This window comes from Bradyrhizobium sp. G127, assembly GCF_021502575.1.
Taxonomy (GTDB): Bacteria; Pseudomonadota; Alphaproteobacteria; order Rhizobiales; family Xanthobacteraceae; genus Afipia.
In genome coordinates, this window is sequence record NZ_JAKFGN010000002.1 from 1,156,890 (window position 1) to 1,171,108 (window position 14,219).

General features: G+C 59.5%; 14 protein-coding genes. 4 read left to right on the top strand and 10 right to left on the bottom strand.

The window, feature by feature from the left end:
• Positions 1-11 precede the first annotated feature (11 nt).
• From LVY71_RS17630 to LVY71_RS17655, 6 genes are all read right to left on the bottom strand, one after another.
• On the bottom strand, positions 12-458 hold the full coding sequence (locus LVY71_RS17630; RefSeq protein WP_235101145.1) for an acyl-CoA thioesterase: 447 nt from the start codon (positions 456-458) through the stop codon (positions 12-14).
• Entirely contained in the window at positions 455-1,606 is a 1,152-nt protein-coding gene (locus LVY71_RS17635; protein ID WP_235101146.1) for an iron-containing alcohol dehydrogenase, read from the bottom strand. Before LVY71_RS17635 ends, LVY71_RS17630 begins: the two co-directional genes overlap by 4 nt.
• Before the next feature lie 109 nt (positions 1,607-1,715).
• Complete coding sequence (locus LVY71_RS17640; RefSeq protein WP_235101537.1) at positions 1,716-2,723, bottom strand: branched-chain amino acid ABC transporter permease; 1,008 nt, start codon at positions 2,721-2,723, stop codon at positions 1,716-1,718.
• A gap of 5 nt (positions 2,724-2,728) precedes the next feature.
• Positions 2,729-3,607: a branched-chain amino acid ABC transporter permease gene (locus LVY71_RS17645; RefSeq protein ID WP_235101147.1), complete on the bottom strand. Its 879-nt coding sequence runs from the start codon at positions 3,605-3,607 to the stop codon at positions 2,729-2,731.
• Positions 3,608-3,615: 8 nt separating this feature from the next.
• A complete protein-coding gene (locus LVY71_RS17650) occupies positions 3,616-4,338 on the bottom strand; it encodes an ABC transporter ATP-binding protein (RefSeq protein WP_235101148.1) in 723 nt (240 codons plus the stop codon).
• The gene (locus LVY71_RS17655) at positions 4,335-5,135 is read right to left on the bottom strand and encodes an ABC transporter ATP-binding protein (RefSeq protein ID WP_235101149.1); all 801 of its coding nucleotides are present in this window, start codon (positions 5,133-5,135) and stop codon (positions 4,335-4,337) included. Before LVY71_RS17655 ends, LVY71_RS17650 begins: the two co-directional genes overlap by 4 nt.
• Positions 5,136-5,283: 148 nt before the next feature.
• Here LVY71_RS17655 and LVY71_RS17660 point away from each other — a divergent pair, with 148 nt between their 5' ends.
• The gene (locus LVY71_RS17660; RefSeq protein ID WP_235101150.1) at positions 5,284-6,495 is read left to right on the top strand and encodes an ABC transporter substrate-binding protein; all 1,212 of its coding nucleotides are present in this window, start codon (positions 5,284-5,286) and stop codon (positions 6,493-6,495) included.
• Positions 6,496-6,514: 19 nt separating this feature from the next.
• Here the strand turns inward: LVY71_RS17660 and LVY71_RS17665 are convergent, their stop codons facing one another.
• The 4 genes from LVY71_RS17665 to LVY71_RS17680 form a co-directional block, all read right to left on the bottom strand.
• A complete protein-coding gene (locus tag LVY71_RS17665) occupies positions 6,515-7,480 on the bottom strand; it encodes a winged helix-turn-helix transcriptional regulator (RefSeq protein ID WP_235101151.1) in 966 nt (321 codons plus the stop codon).
• A gap of 208 nt (positions 7,481-7,688) precedes the next feature.
• Positions 7,689-10,079, bottom strand: coding sequence for a xanthine dehydrogenase family protein molybdopterin-binding subunit (locus tag LVY71_RS17670; protein WP_235101152.1), 2,391 nt, complete (start codon positions 10,077-10,079; stop codon positions 7,689-7,691).
• A gap of 31 nt (positions 10,080-10,110) precedes the next feature.
• Positions 10,111-10,593, bottom strand: coding sequence for a (2Fe-2S)-binding protein (locus LVY71_RS17675; protein ID WP_235101153.1), 483 nt, complete (start codon positions 10,591-10,593; stop codon positions 10,111-10,113).
• A complete protein-coding gene (locus tag LVY71_RS17680) occupies positions 10,590-11,468 on the bottom strand; it encodes an FAD binding domain-containing protein (protein WP_235101154.1) in 879 nt (292 codons plus the stop codon). The genes LVY71_RS17675 and LVY71_RS17680 overlap by 4 nt, the downstream gene beginning before the upstream one ends.
• Positions 11,469-11,632: 164 nt before the next feature.
• Here LVY71_RS17680 and LVY71_RS17685 point away from each other — a divergent pair, with 164 nt between their 5' ends.
• The 3 genes from LVY71_RS17685 (at position 11,633) to LVY71_RS17695 (ending at position 14,114) form a co-directional block, all read left to right on the top strand.
• On the top strand, positions 11,633-12,475 hold the full coding sequence (locus tag LVY71_RS17685; protein WP_235101155.1) for an SRPBCC family protein: 843 nt from the start codon (positions 11,633-11,635) through the stop codon (positions 12,473-12,475).
• A gap of 29 nt (positions 12,476-12,504) precedes the next feature.
• Entirely contained in the window at positions 12,505-13,533 is a 1,029-nt protein-coding gene (locus tag LVY71_RS17690; protein WP_235101156.1) for a winged helix-turn-helix transcriptional regulator, read from the top strand.
• Positions 13,534-13,643: 110 nt separating this feature from the next.
• On the top strand, positions 13,644-14,114 hold the full coding sequence (locus LVY71_RS17695) for a MarR family winged helix-turn-helix transcriptional regulator (RefSeq protein ID WP_235101157.1): 471 nt from the start codon (positions 13,644-13,646) through the stop codon (positions 14,112-14,114).
• Positions 14,115-14,219 lie beyond the last annotated feature (105 nt).

The following is a 14,219-nucleotide window of genomic DNA, read 5'->3' on the forward strand; positions in this document are numbered from 1 at the left end:
CTCCGAGATTGTCAGGTCGCGGCGCGCTGAAGTGGCGCAATTACCGATTTCAGCTTTTCCGGGAGCGGCGTCGGCCGCCCGCTCTCGCGGTCGACATAAACGTGAATGAAATGCCCCTGTGCGGACGCGACGTCGTCATCGTCCTTGAACAGGGCGATCTCGTAGCGGATGCTGCTGTTGCCGAGATGACCGACCCGGAGCGCGACATTGATCTTCGATGGAAAGCCGATCGAGCTGAAGTAGCGGCAAGTGGTTTCCGCTACCAGGCCTATCACCGGGCTTTTCTCGATGTCGAGGGCACCATTTTCGATCAGATACTGGTTCACGATCGTATCGAAGAACGAATAATACATCGTGTTATTCATATGCCGATAGGAATCGTTGTCCATCCAGCGCGTCGTCATGGTCTGGAAGTACACATAGGCACTTCGATGATCCGGCTTCGGCCGCCCTGTCATAGCGACGCCTCGTAGATCGCCAGCGCATCGGCGTGCACGACCTCGCGCGGGTTATTGATGAGAAGCCGCGTCTGCTTCATCGCATCATCGGCCAGCATGCCGAGATCATTGTGCCCGATGCCGACGTCACGCAGCCGCGTGGGCAACCCGAGATCGACGGGGAGCGCGGAGAGCATTTCGACCAAGGCCTTGGTGCGATCGGCCGAATTTCCCTTGGCGTTCGGCGTCAGGATCGTGGCGAGCTCACCGTAATGCTGTTCGGCGGAACTTGCGTTGAAGCGGATGACCTGCGGCAACACCAGCGAGTTGGACAATCCGTGCGGAACATGAAAACGCGCGCCGACCGGATAAGCCAGCGCATGCACGGCCGCGACCGGCGCATTCGCAAATGCCATGCCGGCGAGCATGGAGCCCAGCAGCATGTTGTGGCGAGCTTCGCGGTTGGTGCCGTTGCGGCAGGCTTCATGGATGTTGCCGCCGAGCAGCCGCAACGCGTCGCGCGCGAGCGTGTCTGACAGCGGATTCTTCAGGCGCTTGCTGGTATAGGCCTCGATGGCATGAACCATCGCGTCGATGCCGGTAGCCGCAGTCACCGCGGGCGGCAATCCAAGCGTCAACTCCGCGTCCAGCACAGCCCAGTCCGGCAGCAGCACGGGCGAAACCACGCCCTTCTTCTCGCCCTCGCCGGTCGTGACGATTGAAATCGGCGTGACCTCCGAGCCGGTCCCTGCCGTGGTCGGCGTCAGCACGAGCGGCAGCCGGCGTCCCTTGACCATGCCGACACCGTAGATGTCGTCGAGCTTTTCCTGTCCCACCGCGAGCAGCGCCACGAGTTTGGCCACATCCATCGAACTGCCACCGCCGATCGAGACGACGCCATCGACCTTTGCATCGACGGCCAGCTTGACCGCTGCCTCAATGACATGAACCGGCGGATCGGCCTGAACATCGGTGAATAACGTAACTCCGACGCCTTGCTGCTCCAGTCCCTGCAACCCGGCCTGCAACAGCCCCGCGCTCTTCACGCCGGGATCGCTGACCAACAGAACCGAGGTGCAGCCGAGCGACTTCACCAATTCGCCGATGCGTGACGAACTGCCGGGCTCAACCAATATGGATTTGGTGGATTGAAAGACGAAACCCTGCACTCTGAACTCCGTTCAATCTTTAGATCAGCTGGCCTGGAAAGACGCGCGGCAGCGTGCCGCTTCGCCGATCCAGTCACTTGCATAAGTAGACTTATTTAGGCAAACGATGTCAACTTGCCATGGATTTCTTTTCGGCGTCCGCAGCCGGCGACTGGCGCGCTTTCGCTGATGCAAAGGCTGCGCTGATCTCGCCGACGATGCCGCGGCGGAACAGCAGCACACAGACCATGAAGATGAAGCCGATGATGATCGGCACCTTGCTCGACAAATCCAGTGCAAATGGCCCGATCTGAACCACGCCAAGGCCGGACAGCCGACTCTCAAGAGCCACCACCAGAATGGCGCCGATTACCGGACCGAGCGGTGTACCCAGACCGCCGAGCAGACACATCAAAATAACATTGCCGGATTGCGTCCAGTGCGCATCAGGCAAACCGGCGAAACCGAGGGTCAGCGCCTTCACCCCCCCTGCCAGACCGGCAATCGCCGCCGACATCGTAAACGCAGACAGCTTGTATTTCTGGACATCGTATCCCAGCGAAATCGCGCGCGGCTCGTTGTCACGAATGGCGAGCAGCACCTGGCCGAACGGGGATTCCATGATCCGCTGGAAGCCCCAGACCGCCGCGATCAGAAGGACGAGAACAAAGGTATACATCACAAGATCATTGGACAGATCGATCAATCCAAACAGCGAGCGCCGCGGGATGCGCTGCAAGCCGTCCTCCGCGCCGGTAAACGGCGCCTGCACGCAGACAAAATAAACCATCTGCGCCAGCGCCAGCGTAATCATCGCAAAATAGATTCCCTGACGGCGAATCGCCATGCCGCCCATGACGATGCCCAGCGCAACGCCGACCAGCAGACTGAGGACGAGGGCAAGCTCCGGCGTGAAGCTCCACGCTTTCGTGGCGAAGCCGGCCGCATAGGCCCCCATGCCGAAGAATGCGGCGTGACCGATGGAAAGCAGTCCGATATTGCCGGTGAAGAAATTAAAGGCCACCGCAAACAGCGCCAGCGCTACACATTTCATCAGGAACTGCGGATAAAGTCCCGTCAGTGGCGCAATAACGCCGATGACGGCAAGCGTAATCAGCAGGACCGTGGATGTTTTCATGGTACTCATGCCTCACGTCCAAACAAACCGGCGGGACGCACCAGAAGAACGATCGCCATGACAATGAAAACGATGGTGGAGGACACCTCGGGATAGAACACCTTGGAAAGCCCTTCGATGACACCCAGGGCCAATCCGGTGGCGATCGCGCCTGCGGTGGAGCCGAGGCCGCCAATCACGACCACGGCGAATGTTATAATCAGAATATTTGAGCCCATCAGCGGCTGGACCTGATAGATCGGCGCAGCGAGCACGCCAGCAAATGCGGCAAGCGCCGCACCGAGCGCGTAGACGAATGTCACCATCAGCGGAACGTTGATGCCGAGCGCCTGCACCATCTTCGCATTCTCCGTGCCCGCGCGCAGATAGGATCCCAGTCGCGTCCGCTCGATCAGGAACCACGTCGCAAAACACACGAGCAGCGATGCCACGACAATCCACACCCGGTAGATCGGCAGCCTCATAAATCCGAGATCGATCAAGCCGCGTAGTGCCGGCGGCGGCGGATACGGCAAACCCGCCGAGCCATAAATGTCACGGAAGATTCCCTCGAGAACCAACGCAAGACCGAACGTGAACAGCAAGCCATAAAGGTGATCGAGACCGACAAGACGGCGCAACAGCAGTCGTTCGATCATTGCTCCGAAGGCCCCGACGACAATCGGGACCAGCAGCAGCGACCACCAGTAGTTCACGCCGAGCTTCTGCATGGCGAGATAGACGCCGAACGCACCGAGCATATACAGCGCGCCGTGGGCGAAATTAATGACGTTGAGAAGGCCAAAGATGAGCGCAAGGCCAAGACTCAGGATCGCATAGAAGCACCCGTTCACCAGACCGATGGTGATTTGCCCGAGCAGAACCTGTAACGGAATATCGAACATCTCAGTCCTCAAACGCCCAGCGTACGGTCAACGAGTTCAGCCTGCGCCGCGAGCTCGGATGCCGATAACTGCATCGTAACATCGCCGTGCTCGACCACGAGAAACCTGTCCGCGAGCGGCTCGGCGAAATACTTGTTTTGCTCGACCAGCAGAATGGTGTAGCCGCGTGACTTAAGTTCGATGATGAGATCGAACAAACGGTCAACAATGACGGGCGCAAGCCCCTCGGAAATTTCATCCAGCAGCAGCAGCCGCGCGCCGGTGCGCAGAATGCGCGCGATCGCCAGCATCTGCTGTTCGCCGCCCGAGAGCCGCGTCCCCGGCGTATGACGCCTCTCCGCCAGATTGGGCAACTGGGTATAAATCTCGTCGAGCGCCATACCACCACCCGATTGCTGCGGGGGCAGCAGTAGGTTCTCCTCGCAGGACAACGATGCGAAAATACCCCGCTCCTCGGGGCAATATCCGACACCGAGGCGCGCAACCAAATGCGGCGCCAGGTCGAGAACATCCTTGCCGCCGATGCGGATAATTCCCTCACGCCGATCGATCAGCCCCATGATGGCGCGCAGGGTTGTCGTTCGGCCGCTGCCGTTGCGGCCGAGCAGAGCAACCACTTCTCCTCGCTGCAGTGCGAACGACATGCCATGCAAGATATGGGATTCCCCGTACCAGGCATGAAGATCCTGCACCAGGAGCGCATCTGCCCCGTCACTTGCTGCTGTCGTCATTGCTTGCGCTCCGCTGCGCGCGACCGGGAGCCAAGATAGGACTCAATGACTTGCGGATCGCGTGACACCTCGTCATATGCGCCCTCGGCGATAATTTGGCCACGACGCAGCACACTGATCCGGTCCGCGATGCGCGCCACCATTTTCATGTTGTGCTCCACCATCACGACGGTGCGGCCAATTGCCACCTGCTTGATCAGTGCCGTTACGCGGTCGACGTCCTCGTGGCCAAGGCCCTGGGTCGGCTCGTCAAGCAACATGACTTTTGGATTGGCCGCGAGTGTCGTCGCGAGTTCAAGCGCGCGCTTGCGACCGTAGGCAAGATCGCCGGCGCGCTGATGCGCAAAGGCGCCAAGATCGACCTGATCCAGCAGCGCCTCGATGCGCGCCGGCATATCACCGAACCGCGAGCGGCCCTGCCAGAACTTGACCGGAGATACCGAGCTGCGCTGAAGCGCGACGGCGACGTTCTCGTTCACCGTAAGGTGCGGAAACACCGCCGAAATCTGAAACGATCGCACCAGTCCAAGCCGCCCAAGCGCCGCGGGGCGCTCCGTCGTAACGTCTGTCCCCTCAAGCAAAATACGGCCCGATGTCGGGCTCAGGAATTTCGTCAGAAGGTTAAAGACCGTCGTCTTGCCCGCGCCATTCGGCCCGATCAGCGCGTGAATAGCGCCGCGACGGATGTCGAGGTCCACACCGCTCACAGCGACGAAGCCGCGGAATTCCTTCCGCAAGCCTCGCGCCTGCAACACGACGTCGGCGTCCGGCACGGCATGACCATGCGTCGCATCCATCCGGCTGTCTCCTCCAGATCGGTTGTGCGGCGCAACGCAAGCAGTTCATCGCGCCTGTTGACAGCGTCATACCAAATTAGTCTAGTTATGCAAGCCTATCTGTTGGGCCGCGGTATCGGACCACTTTAATCAAGAGGAGAGGAAGCGAATGAAGAAGATGACATTGGCGCTTGCCGCAGGGCTCGCTATGGCGAGTCCTGCTTACGCCCAGACAAAAATCTCGGACGATGTGGTGAAGATCGGTGTCTTGACCGACATGTCCGGACAATTCTCCCACGAGGCGGGGGACGGTTCAGTGACCGCGGTCAAAATGGCCATCGAGGATTTCGGCGGCACAGTGCTCGGCAAGCCAATCGAAGTGATCGTCGCCGATCACCAGAACCGCAACGAAGTAGCAATCGCCAAGGCGCGCGAGTGGTACGACGTCGGCAAGGTCGACATGATCGCGAACCTGATCAACTCATCGATCGCGCTGGCTGTCACCAATGTCGCGCAGGAGAAGAACCGGATCGCGATTGTCAATGGATCAGGATCTTCGCGCCTGACGGGCGATTCGTGCACGCCGAACAGCATCCACTACGCTTATGACACTTACGCTCTCGGACAGGGCACCGGTAAAGCGCTGATCAAGGAAGGCCTGAATTCCTGGTACTTCCTTACAGCCGACTACGCGTTCGGCCACGCTCTCGAAGCCGATACCGCCGGCGTGGTAAAGGCAAACGGAGGCTCCGTTGTTGGGGCGATCCGCTATCCTATCGATACTGCCGATCATTCTTCCTTCCTATTGCAGGCCCAGGCCTCGAAAGCAAAGGTCGTCGCCATTGCAGGCTCCGGCACGACCTTTATCAATGCCGTCAAGTCCGCGAAGGACTTCGGCCTGACTGACGGCGGCAAGCAGACCATCGCTGGCCTGCTGGTCTGGATCACAGATATCGACTCGATGGGTTTGACCGCAGCTCAAGGACTCGTTCTGACCAACGGTTTCTACTGGGATCGTGACGAGGAAACGCGGGCCTTTTCGAAGAAGTTTTTCGCGAAGATGAAGCGCATGCCGCACATGGGCGATGCCGGCGACTATTCCTCGACGATTCACTATCTCAATGCGATCAAGGCTGCGGGCACTGACGACGCCAAGACCGTGATGGCAAAGATGCGCGAAATGCCGGTAAACGATTTCTTCGCCAAGAATGGCCGCGTCCGCGAGGATGGCCGCTTCATTCACGACATGTATGTGTATGAGGTGAAGAAGCCTTCGGAATCCAAGTACGCTTGGGACTATTACAAGCTCCGTGCCGTCATTCCCGGCGACGAGGCCTTCCGGCCGCTGTCGGAAAGCAAGTGTCCGCTCGTCAAGAAATAGCGCGACGAAACGTCGAGCATCAAACGCGGCCGGGCACTGCCCGGCCGCTCTTCGGCCCGCCAAACTTGGCTGGGTTGTACCGCATCCGGTACTTCATCGTGTAGGCATGGATCGGTTCGCCGCACTTGTTGCAGACCACGGTCGGCGTGAAAAATTGACCGCAGGTCTCATGCCTGAGAAGCATTGGCGGCGAACCGTCTGCACGCCAGCGATCGCCCCAGGCCATCATCATGATCAGCGGGCCGTGCAGATCGGCCCCCATCGGCGTCAGCAGATATTCGAAACGTTCGGGCGAGGATTGATACTTTCGCTTTCTGAAAACCCCGCGCTCGACGAGACGTGCAAGGCGATCGGTCAAAATATTCGACGCGATGCTCAGTTCAGCCTGCAACTGATCGAACCTCTTGGCGCCATAGAATGCTTCGCGAATGACCAGAAAACTCCAGCGATCGCCGATCACTTCAAGGGCGCGCGACACCGAACTAGGGCGGCCGCGCATGAAATCATCTGCAGTGCGACGGCTGCGTTTGGAACTCTCGATGCGAATCCTGCCCGCGCCAGGTCCGTCGTGATAGCTGACGTCCCGGGCTACGATGCGCCGCTCGCAACAGGAGCAAGCGACAATCGGCTTGCTGACGCAGTTGCAGCCTTCGTGGATCAATTGGAGTGGCACATCGCTCGCGCTGGTCAGCCAGCGGTCGCCGAACTGCATCAGCGACATAAATGCCGGATAGAGGTCAATGCCGGCTTTGGTCAGCTTGTATTCGACCCGGCTCGATGTATCGGAATAGCTCACCTCGCGCAGGATGCCTTCGCGCGTCAGGCGCCGCAGCCGGTCGGTCAGCGTCGCTCGCGAGACCTCAAGACCTGAGCGAAACTCCTCAAACCGTTTTGCGCCAAAGAATGCTTCCCGGATGACCAGAAAGGCCCAGGCATCGGAGAGAATGCCGACCGTGCTCGCAATAGAGCAGCGACGTTCGGTCAATCGGGACGGCTTCTTGCCTGCCTGGACTGGAGAAACTGCATACAGGGGCTTGGCCGGTCGTCTTTCTTTTGTTGCAAGTCCCAGCCGTGCCATTTCGCCCAGACCGATCGCTTTTTAGCGCATGATTATGACGCGGATTTCCAGTTGAATCCTTACTATGAATCTTGAATGGATATGCCAGTCGCGTCAAGACCACATGCCAGATGCGTTATACAGCCTTGTTTCTGGCGCGCGCCGCCTCGACCATGCGGAAGATACGGTCGGGCGTTGCTGGAAGCGTATCAATCTCGATGCCAAGCGGAGACAGCGCGTCGGATATGGCGTTGGCGATGGCGGCTGGCGCGCCGATGGTGCCGCCCTCGCCCATGCCGCGGAATCCGCCGATATTGTTCGGCAAATCCGCCTCAATATGCACGATGCCGATCGGACAAGCGTTGGTGGCGACGGGGACAAGATAGTCCGCGAGGCTGGCCGTGACGAACTGGCCCTGATCGTCATAGACAATCTCCTCCAGAAGTGCGGCTCCAATGCCCTGCACGACCGCGCCCTGCACCTGGCCATCGACAATCATCGGATTGATGATCCGCCCACAATCCTCCGCCACCACATAGCGCTTGATGGTGACGCCGTAGGTTTCCGGATCGATCTCCACCATCGCCAGATGCGTGGAGGAGCAGGCCGTGCCGAGATAAGGGTCATAGGTCTCCGACACCGCCAGATCCTCGCGCTGTTCGCGCGGAATGCTGCCCATTTGCGAATAGACCGCGTTGGCGACGTCCTTGAACGTCATCGAAATGTTGGATGCACGCGAACGGATGATTCCACCGGATGCGTCCAGGTCCTCCACCGGCTGATTCATCAGATGCGCCGCCGCCCTCAGCACCTTCACCTTTAGCGTGCGTGACGCCACGATCGCAGCGCCGCCGCCAATCACGGCCGAGCGGCTGGCAAAGGTTCCGGTACTCATCGGCACCAGCGCGCTGTCGCCGTGCTGAACCTCAACATCCTCCATCTTGCAGCCGAGTTCGTCGGCGATAATCTGTGCCAATGTCGTTTCCAGGCCCTGCCCATGCGACGAGATACCGAACGCAGCCGTAATCGCGCCGGTGGCGTCGATACGGATAGCCGAGGTCTCGGTGCCCGTATTGATCGGCATGCCCGGTGCAGCAGAAATGCGGGAGCCGATGCCGGTCAGTTCGGCGTAGCTTGCCAAACCGATACCGACCCAGCGTCCCTCAGCGCGCGCCTTGTCACGCTCACGCACGAGCGAGGGATAATCCAGATAATCGCAGGCCGCCTGCAGGCACTCCTGAAACGCCGATTTGTCCCAGATGATGCCGGAGCCGGTCCGATAAGGAAACTCCTCGGCCGTTACCAGATTGCGACGTCGCATCTCGACCGGGTCCAAGCCGATCTTGCGCGCGGCCATATCGATGAGCCGCTCCATTGCGAAGGTCGAAGATGGACGGCCGACGCCGCGATAAGGGCCCGTCGGCGGCTTCGGCGTAAGCACACCCCGGATACGACCGCGATAATGCTCGAGACGATACGGGCCCGGCAGAAAGCTCACCACCTGCACAGGTTCCAGCGCACCGGTCCACGGATAAATCGAATAGGCTCCGATGTCGCCGATCACGTCTGCGCGCAGGCCAAGCAACTTGCCATCGCGATCGACCGCGAGCTCGACATCCATCAATTCGTCGAAAGCCTGACTGGTGGAGGACAGATCCTCGAGCCGGTCGCTTGTATACTTGATGGGCCGGCCAAGTTTGCGCGCGAGGGCGCAGACCAGTATTTCTTCGTGATACAGGGACCCCTTGCCGCCGAAACTGCCGCCGACATCGGGCGCAACCACGCGCATACGGTTGCCAGGAAGATCGAAGCAACCGGAAAGAACGTCGCGGATCACGCCCGGAATATTTGTCGATGAATGCAGCGTCAGGGCAAGGCGGCGTTTATCCCATTCGGCCAGATAGGAGCGGTTTTCCATGGCGACCGCCGTTTTCCGCGTCATGCGAAAAACGCCTTTCACCGTCACCGGCGCATCCTGAATGGCCTTGTCGACATCGCCGCGTGCAAATTCGCGCGAGATGATGACGTTGGTTCCGGCTTCCTCATGAAGCAGCGGCGCATCGTCGGCCACCGCATCGGTCTGGCGGATCGCGAATGGCAACGGCTCATAGTCGATCGAGATGTGCTCCAGCGCGTCCTCGGCCGCATAGCGGCTCTCGGCCACGACAGCGACGACGGGCTCACCGACGTAACGCACCTTGCCGCGCGCCAACGGCCAAATCGGCGTCGCGTAGTAGTTCTTCATTTTTGAGGTTGGAATGGCAGGCTTGAGATCACCCTCGAGATCGATTGCATCGAAAATCGCCACCACGCCCGGCACGGAGAAGGCTTCACCGATGTCGATGCCGCGAATGCGTGCATGGGGCTGGTCGCTGCGCCTGATTGCGACATGAAGCGCCCCCTGCGGTGTGATGTCATCGACATAGCGCCCGACACCCGCGAGCAAACGCGGATCCTCTGTGCGCTTGATGCGCTGGCCCACCATCTTGGGCCGCATCTCGACCGATGAAGAGTCGAATGCGCTCATGTCGAACCCGCGATAAGAAGGAAAATGGTTCTCATCTGAGTGCCGTTCTTTCCTTAGCCAGTTCGCGCACTGCATTCACGATGTTCTCATAGCCAGTACAGCGGCAGATATTGCCCGAGAGTGCTTCGCGAATTTCCTCGTCATTATCGAGGCTATGATGCCGCAGCATGTCGGCGATGGTCATAATAAAGCCCGGCGTACAGAAACCGCACTGAAGTCCGTGATGATCACGGAACGCCTGCTGAATTCTTCCGAGACACTCGACCGTCCCCTGTCCTTCGACCGTCTCGATATCGGCGCCGTTCGCCTGGACCGCCAAAGTCAAGCAGGAGCGTGCGCTGCGCCCATCGAGCAGAATGGTACAAGCGCCGCAGACACCATGTTCGCAGCCAACATGGGTGCCGGTCAATCCAAGCTCATGGCGCAGAAAATCCGCGAGCAGCATGCGAGGCTCGACGCTTCGCGTATAGGACAAGCCGTTGACGGAAACAGTGATCTCGGTGCGCTCGCTCATGCCACCGCGCCTTTGTCTGCCCGTGCCCAGGCATCCGTCATGGCGCGCCGTGCGAGAACACCCGCCAGATGACGGCGATAGTCCGCCGACGCATTCAGATCCGAATTCGGTTCGAGGCCGGCCCGGAGCACCTCGATCGCTTCGCCGATCAGCGCGGCGCTGATCTCGCGACCTTCCAGCATCGTCTCAACTTGCGGTGCGCGCATCGGCATTTCGCCGACGCCCATGAGCCCGATACGGACGTCTGACGCCACACCGTCCCGGCAATGCATCGTGACAGCAACCGCAGCCAGCGCATAATCTCCGTGACGCCGGGCAAACTCCTCGAATCCCCAACCGGTGCCGGCAGGCAACGTATCGATCTCGATCTCGGTCACGAGTTCGTCGGGCTCCAGCGCTGTGACCAGCGAACCGACAAAGAAATCCTGAGCGGCGAGCGTGCGTTGGCCCCGTGGAGACGCGATGTGAACGACACCGTTGAGCAGCAGTGACATCATCGGCATCTCTGCTGCGGGATCGGCATGGCAGACGCTGCCACAGAACGTACCACGGTTGCGCACCGTCAAATGGGCGACATGCTTCATCGCCTGATGCAGCACGGGAATGTGCTTTGCGACCAGGGCATCCATCGCCGTCATGCGATGACGAACGAGCGCACCGAGTACGATCCTGTCGCTGCGCATCTGCACAGCATCGAGACCGTGAATGCCATTGATGTCCACCAACACCGACGGCTTCACCAGACGGAAGTTCATCATCGGCATCAGACTTTGACCGCCGGCAATCACCTTGCCGTCGCCGCCCGCAGCGGCGAGGACCTGCACCGCGTGCTCTGTGCTTTCCGCACGGACATAATCGAACGGAGCAGGCTTCATAAGAAGGCTCCCGATCGATCTAATTTACGCCACGATGCGAAGATTATTTCGGCTTCCATAGTGACTTGCATTATTAGACTATGTTATGACATGTCAAGCTAAAGCGAAACTAAGGGTATGGAATCGCGCGACTGACAACTCGTGGCGGTTTTGGGAGACACACCATGGACATGACAGGCCAACAGCGCATTCCCGCAAGCCGCGAAATCGTTTGGAAAGCTCTTAACGATCCGGCGGTTCTGCAAACATGCATTCCCGGCTGCCAGGAACTGCTTAAGACTTCCGACACGCAAATGACCGCGACGGCGCTGATCAAGGTCGGCCCCGTGACCGCCAAATTCCAGGGTGCCGTGACATTGTCAGACCTCGATCCGCCGAATGGCTATCGCATCACAGGCGAAGGTCAGGGCGGCGTAGCGGGCTTCGCGAAGGGGAGCGCCGTTGTGCGGCTGGAACAGGACGGCGACGACACTATCCTGCACTACACCGTGAACGCCGACGTGGGCGGCAAGCTGGCGCAACTCGGCGGCAGATTGATCGACGCCACCGCCAAACAAATGTCCGGTCTTTTCTTCAAGCGCTTCGCCGAGGAAATCGAGGCGCAGTTCAACAAAAGCGCGCAGACTCGTCCGGGCGTCCACTCCGCTAGCGCAACGGCAGCAGGTGCGGCACCGCAAACCGTTTCGCGGCAGGAATCAACTCACCGCTTCCGTCCTGCTTCGGCGCCAATGGACGTCACACCGGGATTTTTCAAACATATAAAATCCGCCGGCCTTGTGCTGTTGCTCGCAGCGATTGGTGCATGCTGGTATTTGCTCGATGGCTCGCTACCAACTCTGATACCAAATGGAAGTGCGCATGTGTCGCCGGACTTCATGAGCGGTGTCCTGCTCGTCATTGTCGCGGCCCTCGGCTACCTGTTTGGCCGTCAGCAGACTGGAACCGTTCATGTCGATCGCGAGGTAATTGATCAGTTTGCGCGCGTATGGACTGAACGCCGCGACTAACGCCGGCAATCGCTGACCGAGAATAATGTATGGCGCGCACCCTTTCAAAAGCCCCCCTCTCCCCGACGCTCCGACAGCCCAAGACTTCGGGACGCCCGCTGGTGCGCAACTGCTCCGTTGACCGCACACTGACGATCCTGTCGGATGCTTGGTCCTTTCTCGTCCTGAGAGAGGTCTACCTTGGCGCACGCCGTTTCGATCAGGTGCAATCCGTCTTGCACATGCCGCGCAGCACGCTCAGCGCCCGGCTGGCACAGCTTGTCCAAGCCAAGGTTCTTTCCCGCGTACCGCTGGCCGACAGCGCACGCTTCGAATATCGTCTGACCGAACGAGGCTTCGACCTCTATCTGGTTATGCTTGCGATGTTGCGTTTCGGTGACGATTGGCTGGCGGACGGCAAACCGCCTCCGCTTCGACTCGTGCATGCAACTTGTGGACACGAATGCCATCCCGAAACGATCTGCTCGGCCTGCCGCGAGCCGGTCAACGCACATCGGGTCGTCTATCGCGATGGCCCGGGCGCAGGCACCTCCCACGCAACCGCCATGCCTCAACGCCGACGCAGCGGCGGCGTCGAAACCTTCGAACGCGGCCGCCCGTCATCGGTTTCGCGTACGCTGGGAATCCTCGCGGACCGCTGGACCTTTCTGGTGGTGCGCGAGATGTTTTTCGGCGTACGGCGTTTCGATGTCATGCAGGAGCGGCTTGGCATCGCCACCAATATTCTAACCGACCGGCTCAACCGCCTTGTCAGCCAGAACATTCTGAAACGGGTTAAATATCAGGACGTACCGGAACGCTATGAATACAAGCTAACCGCAGCGGGACAGGACTTATACCTGCCGCTGATCCAGATGTTGCGCTGGGGGGATAAATGGCTCGACCACAAAAAGCCGCTCATCCTTAAACACCTCGACTGCGGCAAGGACTTCGAGCCGATTATCGCCTGCGACCACTGCCGCCAGGCTTTAGATCCGCACCATATGCGCTATCACCTCACCTACGGGAAGCTGCGGAAAGATCATCCGCCGGCGCTCCTTGCCGCCGATGATGAGTAAACCGGCTCCGTGTGAGGCTTCGAGACTTCCACGTTGAACCATCAATGCATTGATATTATGTAGCAAGGGCAAGCAACAACATCGTAGCAATACGGCGACAAGACATGGCATTGGCTGAAAAACAAGCAAAGTCGGACATCGAGTTCGACGTCGCGAACAGGGTGTTCTTTCGCCTCTACCAGGCGTCGAACCTGATGCATAAACAAGGTGCGCGCTATGTCGAAGGGTTCGGAGCCACGACACAGCAATGGGCCGTTCTCGGCGCACTCGCGCGGCCACTGGTGCGCGAGAAAGGAATGACCGTCAAGGACCTGATTGAATTTCTCGACGTCAGCCGGCAAAATCTCACAGCCGTTCTCGACAGGCTTGAAGCACGCGATTGGATTGCTCGCGACAAGGACAAGGACGACGGCCGCAGCCGTCGCATTCGCTTGACCCGCAAGGGCACAACGGCGTGGACGGGAATGCTGGAGCCGATCGAGGCTTTTTATAATGCGTCGCTGGCCCGATTCAGCCATGATGAGCAGATTACGCTCTATCGGCTGCTCGATCGCCTCAAGACGTCGCTGGCTAACATTTAGCGACGCCGACGGAAGGCTCAGAACAGCCTAACGCCAAAATCAGATCATTCGGGCATAACGGAAAGACCCTTCGCGCGGGACGCGACAGACAAAAAAAATCGGGTG

Coding starts and splice junctions, on each gene's coding strand:
- LVY71_RS17680 (WP_235101154.1), bottom strand. CDS start 11,468: ATGAAGCCTGCTCCGTTCGATTATGTCCGTGCGGAAAGCACAGAGCAC.
- LVY71_RS17650 (WP_235101148.1), bottom strand. CDS start 4,338: ATGACGACAGCAGCAAGTGACGGGGCAGATGCGCTCCTGGTGCAGGAT.
- LVY71_RS17690 (WP_235101156.1), top strand. CDS start 12,505: ATGGCGCGCACCCTTTCAAAAGCCCCCCTCTCCCCGACGCTCCGACAG.
- LVY71_RS17685 (WP_235101155.1), top strand. CDS start 11,633: ATGGACATGACAGGCCAACAGCGCATTCCCGCAAGCCGCGAAATCGTT.
- LVY71_RS17660 (WP_235101150.1), top strand. CDS start 5,284: ATGAAGAAGATGACATTGGCGCTTGCCGCAGGGCTCGCTATGGCGAGT.
- LVY71_RS17630 (WP_235101145.1), bottom strand. CDS start 458: ATGACAGGGCGGCCGAAGCCGGATCATCGAAGTGCCTATGTGTACTTC.
- LVY71_RS17640 (WP_235101537.1), bottom strand. CDS start 2,723: ATGAAAACATCCACGGTCCTGCTGATTACGCTTGCCGTCATCGGCGTT.
- LVY71_RS17645 (WP_235101147.1), bottom strand. CDS start 3,607: ATGTTCGATATTCCGTTACAGGTTCTGCTCGGGCAAATCACCATCGGT.
- LVY71_RS17655 (WP_235101149.1), bottom strand. CDS start 5,135: ATGGATGCGACGCATGGTCATGCCGTGCCGGACGCCGACGTCGTGTTG.
- LVY71_RS17675 (WP_235101153.1), bottom strand. CDS start 10,593: ATGAGCGAGCGCACCGAGATCACTGTTTCCGTCAACGGCTTGTCCTAT.
- LVY71_RS17670 (WP_235101152.1), bottom strand. CDS start 10,079: ATGAGCGCATTCGACTCTTCATCGGTCGAGATGCGGCCCAAGATGGTG.